At 40.4% G+C, this 20,043-nt stretch carries 16 protein-coding genes; all 16 read left to right on the plus strand.

The window, feature by feature from the left end; translation table 11 throughout:
- Positions 1 to 2 precede the first annotated feature (2 nt).
- The 16 genes from KZC02_RS14010 to KZC02_RS14085 all read left to right on the plus strand — a co-directional run bounded on the left by KZC02_RS14010 (position 3) and on the right by KZC02_RS14085 (position 19,974).
- Positions 3 to 893, plus strand: a complete 891-nt coding sequence (locus KZC02_RS14010; RefSeq protein WP_221394658.1) for a hypothetical protein — start codon at positions 3 to 5, stop codon at positions 891 to 893.
- Between the two features lie 186 nt (positions 894 to 1,079).
- A complete protein-coding gene (locus tag KZC02_RS14015; protein WP_229254312.1) occupies positions 1,080 to 1,631 on the plus strand; it encodes a DUF177 domain-containing protein in 552 nt (183 codons plus the stop codon).
- Positions 1,632 to 1,705: 74 nt separating this feature from the next.
- Positions 1,706 to 1,900, plus strand: a complete 195-nt coding sequence (gene rpmF / locus KZC02_RS14020) for a 50S ribosomal protein L32 (protein ID WP_221394659.1) — start codon at positions 1,706 to 1,708, stop codon at positions 1,898 to 1,900.
- Positions 1,901 to 2,030: 130 nt separating this feature from the next.
- Entirely contained in the window at positions 2,031 to 2,969 is a 939-nt protein-coding gene (gene plsX, locus KZC02_RS14025) for a phosphate acyltransferase PlsX (protein WP_221394660.1), read from the plus strand.
- A gap of 93 nt (positions 2,970 to 3,062) precedes the next feature.
- Positions 3,063 to 4,058: a beta-ketoacyl-ACP synthase III gene (locus tag KZC02_RS14030; RefSeq protein WP_221394661.1), complete on the plus strand. Its 996-nt coding sequence runs from the start codon at positions 3,063 to 3,065 to the stop codon at positions 4,056 to 4,058.
- 100 nt (positions 4,059 to 4,158) lie between these two features.
- Positions 4,159 to 4,725, plus strand: a complete 567-nt coding sequence (gene efp / locus KZC02_RS14035) for an elongation factor P (protein WP_221394662.1) — start codon at positions 4,159 to 4,161, stop codon at positions 4,723 to 4,725.
- 91 nt (positions 4,726 to 4,816) lie between these two features.
- Positions 4,817 to 5,302, plus strand: a complete 486-nt coding sequence (gene accB, locus KZC02_RS14040) for an acetyl-CoA carboxylase biotin carboxyl carrier protein (RefSeq protein ID WP_221394663.1) — start codon at positions 4,817 to 4,819, stop codon at positions 5,300 to 5,302.
- 33 nt (positions 5,303 to 5,335) lie between these two features.
- Entirely contained in the window at positions 5,336 to 6,679 is a 1,344-nt protein-coding gene (accC, locus tag KZC02_RS14045) for an acetyl-CoA carboxylase biotin carboxylase subunit (protein WP_221394664.1), read from the plus strand.
- Between the two features lie 268 nt (positions 6,680 to 6,947).
- Positions 6,948 to 7,340 carry a hypothetical protein gene (locus KZC02_RS14050; RefSeq protein WP_221394665.1) on the plus strand — a complete coding sequence of 131 codons (393 nt, stop codon included), beginning with the start codon at positions 6,948 to 6,950 and terminating at the stop codon, positions 7,338 to 7,340.
- Positions 7,286 to 8,017: an AraC family transcriptional regulator gene (locus tag KZC02_RS14055; RefSeq protein ID WP_221394666.1), complete on the plus strand. Its 732-nt coding sequence runs from the start codon at positions 7,286 to 7,288 to the stop codon at positions 8,015 to 8,017. Before KZC02_RS14050 ends, KZC02_RS14055 begins: the two co-directional genes overlap by 55 nt.
- Before the next feature lie 184 nt (positions 8,018 to 8,201).
- The gene (locus KZC02_RS14060) at positions 8,202 to 9,317 is read left to right on the plus strand and encodes a Fic family protein (protein ID WP_221394667.1); all 1,116 of its coding nucleotides are present in this window, start codon (positions 8,202 to 8,204) and stop codon (positions 9,315 to 9,317) included.
- Between the two features lie 443 nt (positions 9,318 to 9,760).
- On the plus strand, positions 9,761 to 12,421 hold the full coding sequence (locus tag KZC02_RS14065) for a substrate-binding domain-containing protein (RefSeq protein ID WP_409014264.1): 2,661 nt from the start codon (positions 9,761 to 9,763) through the stop codon (positions 12,419 to 12,421).
- 407 nt (positions 12,422 to 12,828) lie between these two features.
- Complete coding sequence (locus KZC02_RS14070) at positions 12,829 to 14,151, plus strand: sugar porter family MFS transporter (RefSeq protein WP_221394668.1); 1,323 nt, start codon at positions 12,829 to 12,831, stop codon at positions 14,149 to 14,151.
- Between the two features lie 10 nt (positions 14,152 to 14,161).
- Complete coding sequence (locus tag KZC02_RS14075) at positions 14,162 to 15,049, plus strand: carbohydrate kinase (protein WP_221394669.1); 888 nt, start codon at positions 14,162 to 14,164, stop codon at positions 15,047 to 15,049.
- 5 nt (positions 15,050 to 15,054) lie between these two features.
- A complete protein-coding gene (locus KZC02_RS14080) occupies positions 15,055 to 18,213 on the plus strand; it encodes a TonB-dependent receptor (protein WP_221394670.1) in 3,159 nt (1,052 codons plus the stop codon).
- 42 nt (positions 18,214 to 18,255) lie between these two features.
- Positions 18,256 to 19,974 carry a RagB/SusD family nutrient uptake outer membrane protein gene (locus KZC02_RS14085; RefSeq protein ID WP_221394671.1) on the plus strand — a complete coding sequence of 573 codons (1,719 nt, stop codon included), beginning with the start codon at positions 18,256 to 18,258 and terminating at the stop codon, positions 19,972 to 19,974.
- The last annotated feature ends 69 nt before the right edge of the window (positions 19,975 to 20,043 follow it).

Below are 20,043 nucleotides of genomic sequence, written 5' to 3' on the forward strand. Positions count from 1 at the left end.
AATTGAAAAGGAATGACACACTATGGAAAGGTATACTTGAAAATGTCTTCGAAGAATTCTTAATCTTCTTTTTTAAGGACGCAAGCACATTATTCTCAATGGAAAAAGGATTCCAATTCTTAGACAAGGAACTGGAACAGTTGTTTCCCGATCAGGATATTGAGGCACCCAAATTTGTAGACAAATTAGTAAAAGTATTTACCAAATCAGGGCAGGAAGAATGGATTTTGGTACACATTGAAGTACAAGGCTACGACGATAAGGACTTTGCCAGTCGTATGTTTACCTATTTTTACCGCATTCTTGATAAATATGGCAAACCGGTAACTGCCATCGCAATTTTTACGGATGATAATAAAAACTTTCATCCTACTTTATTTGAATATGAATATCTTGGTACTAAAACTACTTTTCAATTCAATACGTATAAAATTATAGAACAGGATGAAACGGTTTTGTTACATCACGAAAATCCGTTTTCTATTGTAGTTTTAACTGTACTGCTTGCATTGAAGAAGAAGAAATTAGACGATGAAAAATTGTATAATTTAAAATATTCATTAGCTAAAAATCTCCTCAGGAAAAACATCCCGAAAAGGAAGGTAGATGACCTGCTCATTTTTTTACAACGTTATGTTACATTTGCAGACCCAAAATATAATGTTAAATTTGAGAAAGAAATTGAGGAACTAACTGAAAATCAAAAATCTATGGGCATAAGGGAACAAGTGCTTGATATAGCAAAAAAAGAAGGCATTGAAAAGGGAATTGAAAAAGGCAAAATGGAAGTGGTAAAAAATCTTCTGACAATAGGCAGATTTAATACTGAAGAGATTGCCAGCTTTGCCGGAGTTACCCAGGCTTTTGTTCTGGAAGTAAAGAAAACCTTATAATCCTCTTTCATCACATTGAATACAAAAAGGCTTCTTATCGGAGCCTTTTAATGTATATTAGAAGTTGCAAACCTGTTTATACTCGCTCAGTAGTGGCAGTATTCAGGTACGTAATACAATTAAATACCTACATAGTTTTTTTATTAATACAAAGACACTACCTTTGCAGTCCTTTTGGCAGAAAAAGTGAAAGAGCTAACTAAATACAACATAGACATTTACGGCTTGGAAGACAAGCGGTATGATTATGATTTGGAGTCGGGAGACACGTTTTTTGAAGAATTAGACCAGGATCTTATTGAGAAAGGGCATTTCAAAACGCATGTTGAGCTGAATAAATCAGCTACAATGATCCAGCTTCATTTTCATACGGAAGGAAGTGTCGAACTGATTTGTGACCGCAGTCTTGAACCATTTGAAGAGCCGGTAATTTCTGATGAACGACTCATTTTGAAATTTGGCGATCATAATGAAGAACTGACTGATGAGATTGAAATTATAAACCGAAATACACCGCGCATTAATATTGCCAGATACATTTTCGAATTTATAGTGCTTTCTCTACCAGTAAAAAAGATTCATCCCGATCTGCGTACCGAAGATGAAACTGACCTGTCTGATGAAGACGAAGTGATACTCGTTTATTCTTCTGAAATTGCAGATGACAGTGACGATGAAGAAAATCAGGAGAAAACAGACCCACGTTGGGAAGCATTAAAAAAGTTGAAAGGAGAGTAATTGAAATACAACCCGGCCGGCTATTATATAAAGAATTTCAAAAACGAATATTAACATACAGAACATAAAGCATCATGGCACATCCTAAACGGAAAATTTCCAAAACCCGTCGCGATACACGCAGAGCTCATGACTTCCTAACTGGCAAGCAATTAGGAGTTGACGCTTCAACAGGTGAAATACACCAGTTCCACCGTGCACACGTACACGAAGGAAACTTGGTTTACAGGGGTAAAGTAGTAGTTGAGAATTATGCCAAAACGGTTTAATTTTTACAGTGAGAATATCTATTTCGCAGCAACCCTATAAAAGTTGTTGCGAAATTCTTTTTTACTTTGGCACAACTGCTAAATTTACACCTTCGATTTCTAACTTTTAGTATAAAATAACAGCGTGTAAATGAAAATTGCGGTAGATGCTATGGGGGGAGATTTAGCTCCACAAGCTATTGTTGAAGGGGTTATACAAGCCGCTTCGGAACTACCATCGGAGGCAAGGATTGTGTTAATCGGCAGGCAAAACGTCATTTTGGATATATTTAGCCAAAATAACTATATCCCGACGAATATTGATATTATTCATGCGGAAGATGTCATTGAGATGGGTGAACACCCTACCAAAGCACTTTCACAAAAACCTAATTCCAGTATAGGAACAGGTTTCAAGCTTCTTAAAGAGAAAGAAGTGGACATTTTCTGCAGCGCTGGTAACACCGGGGCCATGCATGTAGGTGCACTTTTTAGTATTAAAGCTATTGAAGGAGTTATACGGCCTGCTATTGCGGGATTTGTCCCTCAGATTGGCGGAGGCCACGCTATCATGCTTGATATCGGTGCCAATGCGGATTGTAAACCGGAAGTATTAGCTCAGTTCGGAGAAATCGGATCGCTTTTTGCCCAATATACCTTTCAAATCGACCGTCCCCGCGTAGCACTCATGAATATTGGTGAGGAAGAACAAAAAGGTTCTTTAACTTCTCAGGCTACCTACCCACTGCTTAAACAAAATAAAAAAATTAATTTTATTGGAAATATTGAAGGAAAAGACCTCTTCAAAAACAAAGCAGATGTAATTGTTACAGATGGCTTCACCGGTAATATTTTGTTTAAAATGGGAGAGTCATTATATGAAATAGCGCGCGAAAGAGGTATACAGGACGATTTTATTGATCAGACTAATTACGAGTCCATTGGCGGAAGTTCAATTATTGGAGTTAATGGAAATGTCATGATCGCACATGGGATTTCTTCACCGCTGGCTATTAAAAATATGATCGGATGGGCATACAAGCAAGTGAAGTCCAAGGCTTATCTGCACATTGCCCAGGCTTTAAATTAGAATATCAGATGCCGACAACCACATCGCATATGAATAAAAACGAATTTGTCTTTTACCACAATCCAGCCGGATTTTGATTGTAATAATTGAACCATGACCCAAATAAGAGCCTCTATTACAGGAATACAAGGGTATGTGCCTGACTATATTCTGACAAATGCTGAATTGGAAACAATGGTGGCTACCAATGATGAATGGATCGTTAGCCGTACCGGTATCAAAGAAAGGCATATTTTAAAAGGAGAAGGTTTGGGAAGTTCACACATGGGTGCTGAAGCTGTAAAAGGATTGTTAGCCAAAACCAATACCTCTCCGGAAGAAATAGATTTATTGATCTGCGCCACGACAACACCTGATTTTATTTTCCCGTGTACCGCCAATCTGATCTGCGATATGACAGGTATCCGTAACATCGGGAGCTTTGATATTCAGGCTGCTTGTTCAGGATTCGTGTACGCACTTACGATTGGGTCCCAATTTATTGAGACTGGAAAATATAAAAAAATCATCGTAGTCGGTGCAGATAAGATGTCTGCAATCGTAGATTATACAGATCGTAAAACGTGTATTCTTTTCGGTGATGGCGCGGGAGCTGTTCTTTTGGAACCTGACACAGACGGTTATGGTATTCAGGATTCTATCATTAGGTCAAATGGTATTGGCTATCCGTACCTGAATCAGAAAGCAGGAGGAAGCAGGTATCCGCCCACGCATGAGACGATCGACAATGGCTGGCATTATGTGTATCAGGACGGAGCTCAGGTTTTTAAATTTGCGGTGACAAACATGGCGGATATTTCAGCTGAAATCATGGAAAAGAACAGCCTCGCCAGTAATGACGTAGCATGGCTTGTTCCACATCAGGCCAACCGACGTATCATAGAGGCTACTGCTAACAGAATGGGCGTGGGAATGGATAAAGTAATGATGAATATCCAGAATTACGGAAATACTACTTCTGCTACTATTCCACTCTGCCTGTGGGATTACGAATCAAAATTAAAAAAAGGGGATAATCTTATACTAGCTGCCTTTGGTGGCGGCTTTACCTGGGGTGCACTTTATTTAAAATGGGCTTACGGGGAATAAATCAAATAGTGTAAAATGCAAAATGAACAGTAAAAGCAGATTACATAATTGGTTTTACATTTTACATTAAAAATTATTTTGCATTATTTATTGAATTAAAATGGCAACTACAGCAGATTTGCGCAACGGATTGGTAATTCACTATAACCACGATCTGTTTCAGGTTACAGAATTTCAGCATGTGAAGCCCGGTAAGGGAAATGCTTTTGTTCGTACGAAATTAAAAAGTCTTACTTCAGGTAAAGTTTTAGACAATACTTTCACTTCAGGAGCTACAATTATACCGGTTCGCGTTGAACGTCATAAATTTCAATTTTTATATAAAGATGAAATTGGATATAATTTCATGAACTCTGAGACTTTCGATCAGGTATTGATTGACGAAAAACTTGTAACCAATGCCGATCTTATGAAAGACGGACAGGAAGTTGAGATCCTGATCAATACAGAAACTGACGCAGCATTACTTTGCGAACTTCCTCCTTTTGTTGAATTGACTGTTACTTATTCGGAGCCGGGTTTAAAAGGAGATACTGCCAACTCACCTAAAAAGGCGATTGAAGTTGAGACTGGTGCAAGGATTATGGTTCCGTTGTTTATTGAAGAAGGGCAAAAGATTAAAGTTGACACACGTACCTACGATTACGTAGAAAGAGTAAAATCATAATTTATTTCCCGCGCAAGGTAAATGAAACGAGTTATTTGCTTATTAGCTAAGCCTTAATGGTTTCAATCCTTCAACGCTTAAAACTGTCTAAATGGAAACCAAAGAAATTCAAAAATTAATTGACTTCATTGCCCAGTCGGGTCTGGATGAAGTGAATATTGAAACAACTGATTTGAAGATTAAGGTAAAGAGATATGGTTCTGCTCCGGCAGTTTCCTATGCTATAGCCCAGACCGTATCGCCAGCACCGGCATTTGCTCCTGCTGTACCAACGACTCCGGTTACACTCTCAGCATCTTCTGAAGTAACACCACCTTCTGAGCCAGCAACAGCAAATCTTATCACGATTAAATCACCAATGATTGGTACATTTTATCGTGCTTCCAATCCTGAAACTCCTTCATTTGTAAGTATTGGTGATGAAATTAAGCCCGGTTCAGTAGTATGCGTGATAGAAGCAATGAAGCTTTTCAACGAAATTGAATCTGAAATTTCAGGGAAAATTGTAAAAATACTGGTTGAAAACGCAACTCCGGTTGAATTTGACCAACCTTTATTTCTTGTTGAGCCTGCATAAGGGCAATGGATCTCTCAAACTTATTTGATTTGCATGTTTAAAAAGATACTCATTGCCAACAGAGGCGAAATCGCCTTACGTGTTATCAGGACTTGCCGCGAAATGGGAATTAAAACGGTTGCAGTTTATTCTACTGCCGACCGCGACAGCCTTCACGTCCGCTTTGCCGATGAGGCAGTTTGCATCGGGCCTCCTCCAAGCCGTCAATCCTACCTGAGTATTCAGAATATTATTTCAGCAGCCGAAGTTACAGGTGCTGACGCTATACATCCGGGTTACGGTTTCTTATCTGAAAATGCTGAATTTTCACAGATATGCGCTGATTACGGAATTAAATTCATTGGTGCTACTGCTGCGCAGATCAATGGAATGGGCGACAAGGCTACAGCCAAAGCTACCATGATTGCGGCTGGCGTTCCGGTTGTACCCGGTTCCGAAGGTTTACTGGAATCTTTTGAACAAGGGAAAAAGCTGGCTGAAGGAATTGGTTATCCTGTGATTGTGAAAGCAACAGCGGGTGGCGGCGGACGCGGAATGCGTGTGATCAACAAACCTGACGAATTTGAAAAAGCATGGAATGATGCCCGTACAGAGTCGGCGGCGGCATTTGGAAATGATGGTTTATATCTCGAAAAATTTGTAGTAGAGCCACGCCATATTGAAATTCAGATCATTGGAGATCAGTACGGTAAAGTTTGTCATTTGTCAGAACGTGATTGCTCTATCCAACGCCGTCATCAGAAGTTGGTTGAAGAAACTCCTTCACCCATTATAACACCTGAATTACGCGAGAAAATGGGTGCCGCTGCTATCAAAGGTGCTCAGGCAATCGGTTACGAAGGTGCAGGAACAGTTGAGTTTCTGGTTGATAAGTACGGCGACTTTTTCTTTATGGAAATGAATACGCGTATTCAGGTAGAACACCCTATCACAGAAGAAGTTACAGATTTTGACCTGATAAAGGAGCAAATCAAAGTAGCAGCTGGTGAACCAATTCTGGGAATTAATTATACGCCAAAACTTTTTGCTATGGAATGCCGGATCAATGCAGAAGATCCTGCAAATAACTTCCGTCCTTCACCAGGTAAAATTACAAATTTACATTTTCCGGGAGGTCATGGCATCAGGATCGACAGCCATGTTTACAGTGGATATACTATTCCGCCTAATTACGATTCTATGATTGCGAAGCTTATCGTAAGCGGACAGTCACGTGAAGAAGTACTGACCCGTATGAAACGTGCTTTACAGGAATTTGTGATTGAAGGAATTAAAACGACAATTCCGTTCCATATTAAACTGATGGATGATCCTGGTTTTAAATCCGGAAACTTCACAACCAAATATCTGGAAACTTTCGATTTTTCTTCACTTTGAGGCTTAAACGCGGAGTTGAAAAGAGTTAGCGCTATTGTTCGCTGAGTTATTTTGAGATAAGAATATATTTGAAAAGGTGTTTGATGTATATAATCAAATGCCTTTTTCCATTTGAGGCCGTTTAAAATACGAAATCAATAGATCTTATTCTATTGGTTTACCAAAGTTTTTTCACAAAACTGTTTATACCCAGTCTAAATACGAACTATCTTTGCCTAAAGGTATTTTTTGAATACTAAAAAAAATACCATATCAGGGACCAAAAAGTATGGAAGTGATTTTTATAAATGGAAAAAATCCGGAATCGTGGCATTATCCCGATTTCACTAAGATTAAAAAAGAGCAAATAACAGAAAACAGTATTGAGTACAACGACGAATTCAGAATCGGCTTTGGCAAGGAACTGATACTCAAAGATGTGTATATATGGTATGGGAAATTTTGTGCACGTTCAAAAAAGCGGATGCTGGTTTTGAGTTCAGGCCCTCACATCCAGATGAATTTTAGTTTACAAAATGCAACAACATACTTTACGGAAATCCTGCCAAGACCATTTGTCCGCTTCAAACCACATCAGCATAATCTGTTATTACTTCCTAAAAAAATATGCTGGTGCAATGGCATCCAGGTGAAGAAACAGAGGGATTTGCTATTAATATAACACCTGATTTCTTCTTTAATAATCTACCTGAGACACATCCGCTTTATTCTCATTTTCAAAGCGGTATAGACGAAGTACTGCCTGCTTTTATGAGCCAGCGTAATTTGCCGGTGACTCCACGTATGATCTCGACCCTGTTCGAAATCCTGAATTGCACATACAGCGGCTACCATAAAAGTTTGTTTGTAAAAGCAAAAGTGATAGAATTGCTGGCTTTACAGTTTGAACAGTACGAACAATTACCTGTTCCTGATATTGCATCGGCACCAAAACAGGAAGATATCGAAAAAATGCACCTGGCCCGACAAATCCTGATTGACAATATTGAAACACCATTATCTCTGAAAGACCTTGCACATCAGATCGGCACCAATGAGTTTAACCTCAAAAAGTATTTTAAAGAAGTGTTTGGCACCACCGTTTTTGGTTATTTACATGAAACCAGAATGGAGAAATCCCGCGAACAGCTATGCCAGGATGGAAACAAAATTGCTGAAATAGCACAGCGAATGGGCTACAAACACGCAACTCATTTCACGGCCGCATTTAAAAAATATTATGGCTACCTTCCCAACAAAATACGGATTGTTTTAATCAATCTTTTTCAAATTACTGAATATCTGATCGAACTGGGAACTGAGCTGATTGAAAGTGGCGGTGTTGTCGAGATGATTTGACGTATTATTGATAGTTACTTTGTAACAATAAAAGATTCCTCAGTTTTATATCAAACAAATTTTAAGACTTCTAATGACATGTTCATTTTTTATAAAAAACTGGACACGTTGCCATTATATGTCCAGAAAATGAGCATATATTTACAATATGTTCAAAAAAATCAAAAAACTGAACATATGCCCTATGCCAATTTTCGATAGAACAAAACCATTTAATGATCTTCCTCTATTACCCTTAACAGAAGATATTACAAACGATATTGATGTTCTAAAAAAACTCGTGCTTGCTTCCAGGGCATTAGCAACGGTTAATAGCAATGTATTAAGACTTCCTAATCCCCTTATGCTGGTGAATACAATTGCGTTACAAGAAGCCAGAACTTCAACAGAGATTGAAAACATATTTACAACAGAAGACGAATTGTACAAAGCAATTACGGATACTTTAAAAGAGGAACAAAATAATACGGCTATCAAAGAAGTAATCAGATACAGAGAAGCAATGTGGGCCGGCTATCAAAATTTGGATACAAATCGAGGAATTGATCTCGAAACTATAACCCGGGTATTTCAACAAATCAAAAATACAACGTCTAAATTACGGTCTCCTCAGGCACAAGTTGTAATTAAAAGAGGACAAAGCGAGTTCCGGGCAGGCGAAATAATTTATACTCCACCCAGAGGCGGGGCAATTATAGAATCGCTAATGAAAAACCTAATTGATTTTTTAAATGATGATCAAAAATATGTAGATGATCCTTTACTAAAAATGTGCATCGCCCACTATCAATTTGAGGCTATTCATCCATTCTACGACGGTAATGGCAGAACTGGCAGAATTCTCAATTTACTATACCTGGTACAAAAACAGCTGCTGATTCAGCCAGTTCTTTATTTATCCAAATATATCATTATCAATAAAGAAGATTACTATTATCATTTAGGGGCAGTTAACCAACATAGAGCATGGAAAAACTGGATTTTATTTATGCTCAACGCGGTAGAAAACACTTCACTTTTAACAAGTTCATTAATTGATGAAATTATAAAGCAAATGGCCGAAACACTTGCTTATGGAAAGGCGAACATAAAATGGTATAACAAAGAAATTAATGAAACTCTTTTTAGTCAGCCATACTGCAAACCTGCAAACCTTGCCAAGGTGCTAAAAAGATCGTCCCGAACTACTCTAACAAAATATATGGATGAACTTGTCACAGCAAAAATACTGACCCCTCGAAGAGAAGGGAAAGAAATTTATTATCTGAATGAAGATTTGATAAGAATTTTACAGTCATAGACAGTAGTAATTGTTATACCACCAACAAAAAAATTTAGCCCGAAAAAACTTCCGGGCTAAATCCTAAACAAAACACATCAAATATAACTTAAACAGTTTCGGGTAACGGGAATGCTACGTAGTAATTAGGGGTCAGATATTTATTCGTATCATCATTATTTATGAATTTTTCCGTTATTGAGCCAAAGTTCGGGAACGGCCAAATAAAGATTTTTTTATAAATAAAAGCAGCGTTCTCATCAATATTACTATCTATTTAAAACAAATTATCCTTAATTTTCTCTGAAAAAGCATATTTAACTTTGTAAGTCAGGATTATATCCTACTTTTGATCAATCTCAACAATTGAATAAATACCGGAAAGAATTGAAATCAATTACTATTTTTTTCTTCTCGTTTTTTCGCTACTGGCTTGTTCCAAAAGTGAGCCAAAACAATTTACCATAGGTTTTTCGCAATGTACCGGCGCCGACAACTGGCGAAAAACCATGCAGGAAAGCATGTACAGGGAATTGTCTTTCAATCCGGAGATCAATTTTGTCATGAAAGATGCCGGCAGCCAGAGTGAAAAGCAAATCCGGCAGATAAGCGAATTGATCGACGCAAATATTGATCTGCTGATCGTATCTCCCAACGAAGCAAAGCCCATCACGCCTATTGTTGAAAAAGCTTACCAGAATGGTATTCCGGTTATTATTCTGGACCGTCGTACCAATTCCGACCAGTATACGGCTTATGTGGGAGCAGATAATGTGGAGGTAGGCCAAGTAGCCGGAACGTATGCCAATACGCTTTTAAAAGGAAAAGGTAAAGTAATTGAAATCAGTGAATTGCCGGGTTCCTCTGCTGATATTGACCGCCACAAAGGTTTTATAGAAATTCTTAAGCGCTTTCCGGAGATCAAACTTATTGCAAAACTGGATGGTGACTGGGACAAATATTCTTTTGAAAAACCACTAACGGCATTACTGAAAGCCAACGCTGATATTGACGTTATTTTTTGTCAGAATGATCGCAGGGTTTTACAGGCTTTTAAAGTATTAAAAAATCTGGGTCTTGAAAAAAAGATCAAATTGATAGGTGTGGATGGCCTTCCGGGCCCAAATGGAGGAATTGACATGGTGGATCGGGATGTACTAAACGCTACGGTTTTATATCCGACAGGTGGTGAAGAAGCGATCCGTACTGCCATCGCGATTTTACAAAAACAGCCGTTTAAAAGAGAAAACCGTTTGCAAATCACCATGATCGACTCGACGAATGTCAGGATTATGAAACTGCAAAGCGAAAAATTGATTGCCCAGCAAAATGACATAGAACGGCGGCAGGAAAAAATTGAAGAGCAGCGTGCCATTTCTGAAAACCAGGCCATTATTATTTATGCCATTTCGATTACACTGGCACTGGCGTTGCTTTTTGGTGCATTGTCCTTTTATTCATTGAACGAAAACCGGAAAATCAATAAAAGGCTTGAAGTCCAAAATCATGAAATATCTGATCAGAAAAACCAGATTGAGCATTTAGCCCAAAGTGCTGAAATTGAAAACGAAGCAAAACTCAACTTTTTCACCAACATTTCACACGAATTCCGCACACCACTTACATTAATCCTTGCGCCCGTTGAAGATATTTTATCCAATGAAAAAATACGGGATCCGCTGGTTAAACAAGAGCTTTCTTTAATTCGTAAAAACACACTGCGGCTGCTGCGGCTGGTAAACCAGCTCATGGATTTCCGGAAAATAGGAAGTCATAAAATGCAGGTCCGGGCAGGAGAACATAATCTGGTTGCTTTTATCAGGGATATCATGATTGCATTTGAGCGTATAGCTGCAAAGCGCAAAATTGATTTCCAGCTTGTTGCTTCCGAACCCGAAATTATGGTCTGGTTTGATGCTACGATGCTGGATAAAGTGATTTTCAATTTACTTTCCAATGCGTTTAAGTTTACTCCGGATAAAGGGCGGGTCTATTTATACATCAAAACATTTTCTCCAGGCCCGGTTCAGATACGTGTGGAAGATAACGGGATTGGTATGACAGCCTCCGAAGTTGCGCATGCTTTTGAAGTATTTTATCAGGGAGAAAGTGGTTATAAAACCCTAGGTACCGGTCTTGGGCTGGCTCTTTCCAAAGAATTGATCACACTTCATAAAGGAACAATTACAGTGAAAAGCGATCCCAACAAGGAAACCTGCTTTACGATTGAATTGCCGCTGGGCCACACACATTTTCAGGAAGAGGAACGCAGAAATGAGCCTGTTGAAGATTTTTCAATGACTCAAAACTTTGAAATTTCAGATGAAAACAATGCTTTAACAATTCCGGAAACTGCTGTCGGCACTCATCATGAACAATCGATCCTGATTATCGAAGACAATACTGACCTCAGCACTTTGCTCGAACAGAAATTACTAAAAAGTTACCACATTTATAAAGCAGCAGATGGAGAAGATGGCCTCAGATCAGCATTTGAGCATATTCCGGACCTGATTATCTGTGACGTCATGCTGCCAAAAAAAGACGGTCTCAGTCTGGCGTCTATCCTGAAAACCGATTTCAGGACTTCACACATTCCGGTCATTCTGCTTACTGCCAAAGCCAGTCCCGAACAACAGATTGAAGGAATCCGGACTGGCGTGGATGCATACATTACCAAACCTTTTAACCTGGAATATGTCGGGGAAATGATTAAAACATTGTTGAAAAACCGTGCCCTGCTGCGGGAACATTTTACCAGTGAACTACCCGTTGAAACATCGGTAGGTACAAATCCGAATAAGATTGATAAAAAATTCCTGACCAGTTTTACGGCTTATATTGAAGAACATTACAGCAATTCGGAATTGAACGTAGAAGATATCGGCAAAGATCTTGGAATGTCCAGGGTTCAGTTATACCGGAAAGTGAAAGCACTTCTGGGATTGAGTGTTAATGAATATATTCAGCAAATTCGCTTAAACAAGGCCAAGTTTTTATTGAGACGCGATGATCTGACTGTTTCAGACATTGCTTACAAAGTCGGCTTTTCTTCTCCTACTTATTTCTCTACTGCCTTTAAAGGGAAATATAACCAGACGCCGCTGGAATATAAAAAATCATGATTTTTAAGATTTAAGAAAAATGGATAATAAATCCGTGGCACGGCTGAACTATAAAGCTTAGTGAAAAGCCTGATAGATCAGCCGTGCCACGGATGCGCACTCCAACTTTCCAGAGACAATTCATACAACAAACTTTCAATAGCAAATCCTCATATTATTTAATATTTTAAAAACATTATACAATTCATAAATTGTTAATTTAAATAATGTTACATTTTTTAAAGGTAATGTATCAAAATTGAAAATATCCCATCTCCTGTAATGAATCAACTTACAGCTAATCATTTGATAATCAACAGTTTGATTAAAAATTAGATAATCGTATCAAACTTTAACTTTTTTGAGATATTATTTAGTTATTCAAAGTAATCAACAGCGGTAGTTTTGATTAAAAATCAGAGCTACTTATGAAAAACAGCAAAGTATTAGTTTGGTCGGTCGTTGTAGCGCTGGGAGGATTTCTATTTGGATTCGACACAGCGGTTATCTCCGGCGCAGAAAAGTCTATTCAGCATTTATGGGAATTATCGCCTGTTGAACATGGCTTCACAGTTTCCATAGCACTCATCGGAACTGTACTTGGGGCCATGCTTGGCGGAATTCCAGCCGATCGTTTGGGCCGTAAATCAACTTTATTCTGGATAGCCGTTTTATATCTGGTTTCCTCTCTCGGCTCGGCTCTTGCTACCAATTGGTATGCCTTCATCTTCTTTCGTTTTATGGGTGGACTTGGTGTAGGTGCTTCCTCCGTGGCCGCTCCAATGTACATTTCTGAAATTTCTCCGGCAAAAAACAGGGGCAAAATGGTAGGCCTCTTCCAGTTCAATGTAGTTTTCGGAATCCTGATCGCCTATTTCTCTAATTATTTTATGCAGGACATGGGAGAAAACGCCTGGCGCTGGATGCTGGGCGTACAGGCGGTGCCTTCCCTGGTATTCTTACTTGCGATTTTGTATGTACCAGAAAGTCCTCGCTGGCTAATCATGAAAAAAGGCAAAGCGCAGGAAGCTAAAACAGTTCTTGACATTATAGACCCTGAAACCAGTGAGGAAACCCTACAGGCAATATTAAAAGCCAGTAAGGAAACCAACGAGCAGCCAAAAGCAAAATTATTTTCAGCGAAATATAAGACACCGGTAACTCTGGCTATCCTCTTTGCTGTTTTCAACCAGGTTTCGGGTATCAATGCCATTATCTATTACAGTCCGCGCATTTTTGAAATGACCGGATTAGGTGCAAAAGCAGCCTTTTTATCTTCTGCCGGCATTGGTTTTGTCAATTTCGCTTTTACGCTTTTGGCCATCAATTTTATTGACCGTTTTGGTCGCAGAACACTGATGGCCATTGGTTCAGTGGGCGTTATCATTACATTAGGACTTGTTGCCAGAGCCTTCTTTATACAGGATTTTTCGGGTGTACCCATCTTCCTGTTCGTCTATATCGCCTTTTTTGCTTTTTCGCAGGGAGCGGTGATATGGGTTTTTATATCCGAAATTTTCCCCAATGAAGTACGTGCTCACGGACAGGCCTTAGGCAGTTTCACACACTGGTTTATGGCTGCTATAATCGCATTTTCCTTTCCGATCATTGCAGAATATCTGGGCGGGGGCATCACCTTTTCCTTCTTTGCACTGATGATGGTTTTACAGCTCATTTTCGTGTGGCGGCTCATGCCCGAAACCAAAGGAACTTCTCTCGAACGTATTGAAAAGACTATGATTTTACATTAATCTCCCGTTTATGAAAACTCAATTAACAATTTTTGGCGAAATGCTCTGGGACATGCTGCCTACCGGAAAGCAGCCCGGCGGTGCACCTATGAATGTTGCTATCCATCTCAAAAACTTTGGGCTTGACCCCGCTTTTATCAGCCGGGTGGGTGACGACGATCTGGGCAGCGAACTGATGGAATATCTCGGCAGGCAAGGATTACAAACCGATTATATCCAAACCGGAATTACACATTTGACCGGTATTGTAAAAGTTAACCTGACAAACAAAACAGAGGTCACTTACAAGATCGTCCAGCCAGTTGCATGGGATTATATTCAGGTTACTCCGGAGAATAAAAAACTGGTTTCTGAGTCCGATGTTTTTGTTTATGGAAGTTTGTCGGCAAGAAGTCCGCAATCCAGGGAAACACTTTATGAGCTTTTAGAAGTTGCAAAACTAAAAGTATTTGACGTAAATATCCGTCCGCCTCATTTCGACCGTCCGACTGCCGAGTATTTGCTTCAAAAAGCAGATATCGTTAAAATGAATGAACAGGAACTGGACACAGTAGCAGGCTGGTACGGCATATTACCTGACCTGGAAACCCAGATGAAATTCCTCTTTGAGCGCTTTAACCTGCAAATGATATGTATTACTCTCGGAGCTGACGGTGCCAAAGTATTAAACCACGATGGCTTTTTTAATCAGTCGGGCTATCCCGTTCAGGTTCAGGATACTATTGGCAGCGGTGACTCCTTTCTTGCTATGTTTCTTAAAGAATATATCTCAGGTTCATCCATTTCCATTGCGCTTAGAAAGGCCTGTGCAGTAGGTGCACTGGTGGCAACGCATAAGGGCGCTACGCCTTCGGTTTCTGAATCTGAGCTTAGTCATTTTCTTAACGTTAACCAATAATTTCAATGGACAAACGATTACTAATGATGGTGTTTGCCATCCTGTGCAGTATGCAACTGGCATTTGCACAAAATTCGATTACTGTATCGGGAACTGTCAAATCTGCTGACGGAGAGGTGCTTCCGGGTGTGAGTGTACTTGAAAAAGGGAAAACCAACGGAGCTGTAAGTGATGTGGACGGGAAATATAGCATCGCGGTAGCTTCCAATGCAACGCTGGTATTTTCGTACGTAGGGATGCTTGCCAAAGAAGTGGCAGTGGAGAATAAATCAATTGTAGATGTAACCCTCAATGCCGATGCTAAAAGCCTGAACGAAGTGGTAGTGGTTGGTTATACAAGTTCACGAAAAGAAGACCTCACCGGTGCCGTTGTTGTAGTTGACCTGGAACCTATTAAAAATACCAGTTCAGGGAATCCGATGCAGGCTTTGCAAGGACGTGTGCCGGGATTATATGTAGAAAAAACGGGCACGCCTTCCGGAGATAACAGCCGGATTTTGATACGTGGAGTTAATACATTGGGAAATACTGATCCGCTTTATGTAATTGACGGGGTTCCAACCAAACGTTCTCAGGTATTTCAAAGCCTCAATTCAAGTGCGATCAAATCTGTTCAGGTATTGAAAGATGCTTCGGCTTCATCTATCTATGGGTCAAGGGCTTCCAATGGTGTCATTATTGTTACAACCAATAACGGCGGAAATACAGATGGCAAGATCAATGTCCAGTTCAATTCCAGTATTTCTTCCCAATCTGAAAAACCGCAGCGTTTTAAAATGCTGAATGCCGTTGACCGTGGCCGTGCACTTTGGCAGGCTTCTGTAAATGACGGTGTTGATCCGGCATCAGGTTATGGCGAAATTTATTCATTTGACTGGAATAAAAATTTCCAGAATCCTGTCCTCAATAGTGTGAGTGTAAAACCACTGGTTGGCGGTGACCCGAATACGCCGGCAGGTGATACGGACTGGCAGAAAGAAATGTACAAAAAGGGTTATGTTACCAATAACGACCTGACACTTTCTACCGGAACAAAAAATTCATCACTGCTGATCAATCTGGGATATATCCACAATTCCGGAATGCTGAAATACACGAAGTATAAAAGGATTTCGGGAAGGATCAATGCAGCAACGAGCCTGATTAATGACAGAGTAAAATTCGGGATCAATACGCAGGTGGTAACTTCCGATGAAACACTGGTGGCTACCGATCTTGGTAATGCACCAACACCCGGCCTTGCCATCACTCTGGCACCTACAATTCCGGTTTACACACTCGACGGGCAGTTTGCAGGACCAGTCGGTTCGGGTTACTCAGACAGAAATAATCCGCTGCACATGCAGTATATCAATCGCTGGGATAATACAAACCGGACTTTTCTTTTCGGGAATGTATTTACAGAAATTGAACCCGTGAAAAATCTTTTTATCAGGTCTTCCCTCGGAATGGACAATGCAGCATATTCACTCAAAAATATTGAACAATCTTATAAAGAAGGATTTATAGCCCGTTCCCTGAACAGTCTTACGCTTAACAATAATAAATTTTTGAGCCTGACCTGGTCCAATACAGCACGTTTTAATTTCTCATTGGGCGAGCATCAGTTCAAACTTCTGGCGGGTATTGAATCAATTAAAGACAATCTGAATGATGTTACTTCCTACAAGGAGAACTTTGCCGTACAAACGGAGGACTATTTCGTATTAAGTGCAGGATCGGGTAATGCCAATAGTTTTGGTACAGCAACGGGAAGCAGGCTTTTATCTCAGTTTGCGCGTGTTGATTATGCATTTTCGGACCGGTATCTGGCTGCCCTGACCGTTCGCCGGGATGGTTCCTCCCGTTTTGGGCCGGATAATCGTTATGGAATTTTTCCAGCCGTTTCTGTTGGCTGGAGAATTGATAAAGAAGCATTCATGAAAAATGTGTCGGCTATATCCAATCTGAAATTAAGGGCCGGAGCCGGCCGTGTCGGTAATCAGGATATTGGTGACCTGGCAAGATTCGGGCTCTTTGAACCACGTTATGGAACATTGGCCTCGCAAGCTCCAAATGGGCACAATTCCTTTTTTGATCAATACTGGAACATTGGTACAGCTTATGATTTGAACGGCACCAACACAGGAAATTTACCATCCGGCTTTGTTTCCACACAAGCACCTAATGCAGCTTTGAAATGGGAGACAACGGATGAACTGAACGTAGGCCTCGATTTTGGATTTCTTGAAGGAAGCATCGTTGGCTCGCTGGATTATTTTACAAGAAAAACCAGTGATATCCTGATCAAACCTCCCGTTGCGGCGGCTGTTGGCGAAGGACAATTGAAATTTGTAAACGGAGCTACGAAAACGAACAAAGGTTTTGAACTTTCATTGGGTTATCTGGGCAAACCGGCAGGAGATTTCACATACAGCATTTTTACCAATTTTGGGCGTTTCAGGGATAAAATAACGGTTTTACCCGAAGAAGTGCGCTCTGCATTTGCAGGAAATGCGGTTACTACCATTATCGGCCATTCCCAACTGGATCTTTTCGGATACAGAACTGACGGGCTTTTCCAGAATCAGGCAGAAGTGGATGGGCACGCTACACAGGTTGGAGCCGCTCCCGGCCGTATCCGCTACGTCGATCTGAATAATGATGGGGTGATCAATACACTTGACCAGGAATTTTTCGGCACCACTTTACCCGGACTGGAATACAGCGCCAGAGTCGATATTGGATACAAAAACTTTGACTTTTCATTTTTTGGTTCAGGTATTGCCGGAAGAACAGGATTTGACCCATACACTTTTTACAATGATTTTATTCGTGGACGTGACAATGTCGGCCCCGGTGTTTTTGACGCCTGGTCGCCTCAGAACACAGGTTCTAAGACTCCCGCCCTTACTTTATCTGATGGCAACGGCGAAACCCGTACTTCCGATTATTTCAATGTAAATACTTCCTATTTCAAATTACGGAACGTACAGCTGGGATATACTTTAAAAGATCTTCCGGTTGGTAAAATAGGATTGGAACAGCTGAGATTGTATGTCATGGCGGAAAATTTATTCTGGATCAAAAGTAAGAGCTTCAAAGGGCCTGATCCTGAAAGAATTAATGTAAATGACATTCCTGTACCACGCGTTTTCACATTTGGTGTCAATCTTAATTTCTAGGATTTCCTGACCATTTTCTAAAAAATCTCAATTTTAAATAAAATGAAAAAGAACATATTAGTAATCAATCTGCTGTTGACAGCTTTGCTGACATTTGCCTCATGCAGCGATTTTCTTGACTACGAACCGCAGGGCACTTTGTCCACCGAAAGCGTTTCTACTCCTGCAAATGCGGAAGCACTGGTAACTGCTGCCTACGCCGGAATCGGCAACGATGAAATGATCGGGCCGATGACGAGTATGTGGGTATATGGGAGTGTACGTTCGGATGATGCATATAAAGGAGGCGGCGGTGTGGCGGATGTGGCAGATATTAATTTTTATGAACAGTACAACCTCACACAGGCACAGCAAGGCGACGGATTCATGCATCCTTATACGTGGGAAAATTTTTACAAAGCTATTTCCAGGACGAACTTTGCCATTAAAACGATCAATACTTTTTCGGAAACAGATTTCCCGTTAAAAAATACACGTTTGGGCGAACTGCGCTTTTTGAGGGCTCATTCTCATTTTATGCTCAAAATGCTTTTTAACCGCATTCCTTATATTACCGAAATTCTGTCGAGTGAAGACATACTCAAAACTTCCAATCAGGAATTTACGAGTGATCAGCTTTGGGATAAAATTGCAGAAGATTTTCAGTTTGCGATAGACAATCTGCCCGAAACACAAACACAGATTGGCAGGGCAAGCAAACTTTCCGCTTCGGCTTATCTGGCAAAGTTAAGGCTGTATCAGGCTTACGAACAGGATGATAGCCATAAAGTAACAAATATCAATAAAACCAGGTTACAGGAAGTAGTGACGCTTACGCAAACCGTGATCAGTTCAGGTAAATACAATTTGCAGCCCGATTTTGCAGAAAATTTTCTGGATGGCTATGATAATGGCCCTGAGTCAATTTTTGCCATACAGTATTCTATCAACGACGGAACAGCTTTGGGAAGAATAAGTACCGTAACAGGTTTGAATTATCCTCATGGCGCACCTCAGTACGGATGTTGCGGATTCCATCAGCCCAGCCAGAACCTTGCCAATGCTTTTGGTACCGGTGCCGACGGTCTGCCGAAATTTGATAATTTTAACGAAACCAGCATTGATTTTAACACTGCAACTGTTGATCCGCGTGTAGATCATACGATCGGGATTGACGGCCATCCGTATAAATACAATGCAGCACTTCCATTCAGCAATGCATGGATACGCGATGCGGGTGTTTACGGTAATTTTCAAAGCATGAAAGAGCAGCAACTGGCAACGTGCAGCTGTTACAAAAAACAAGGCCCTTTTATCGGAACATCCAAAAACATTGATATTATCCGGTACGCCGATGTACTTTTATTCCAGGCAGAGGCCTATATTGAACTGGGACAACAGGCATTGGCGTTGCCTCTGATCAATAAAGTAAGGGAAAGAGCCGCCGCCAGTACAGCCCGTACCAAAAAAGCAGATGGTACTGATCCTTCAAAATACCTGATCAAACCATATACTGCTGCTAACTGGACGCAGGCTTATGCAAGAAAAGCGCTGCAATGGGAAAGAAGGCTGGAATTTGCGATGGAAAGCCCACGTTTTTTTGACCTGGTTCGATGGGGAATCGCTGAGCCGACTTTAAATGCTTATCTGGCCAAAGAAAAAACCAGGAGATCGTATCTGAATGGTGCCCGGTTTACAGCAGGCCGGGATGAATATTTACCTATTCCCCAGAAAGAAATCAATTTTACAAAAGGGTTATATAAACAGAATCCGGGCTTTTAAGGGTAAGGCTATCAGCTATCGGCAGTCGGCTTTTGACTTAGCCGTCCCACCGATAGCCAACAGCTGACT

Origin of the sequence: Dyadobacter sp. NIV53, assembly GCF_019711195.1 — a bacterium.
Lineage (GTDB): Bacteria > Bacteroidota > Bacteroidia > Cytophagales > Spirosomataceae > Dyadobacter.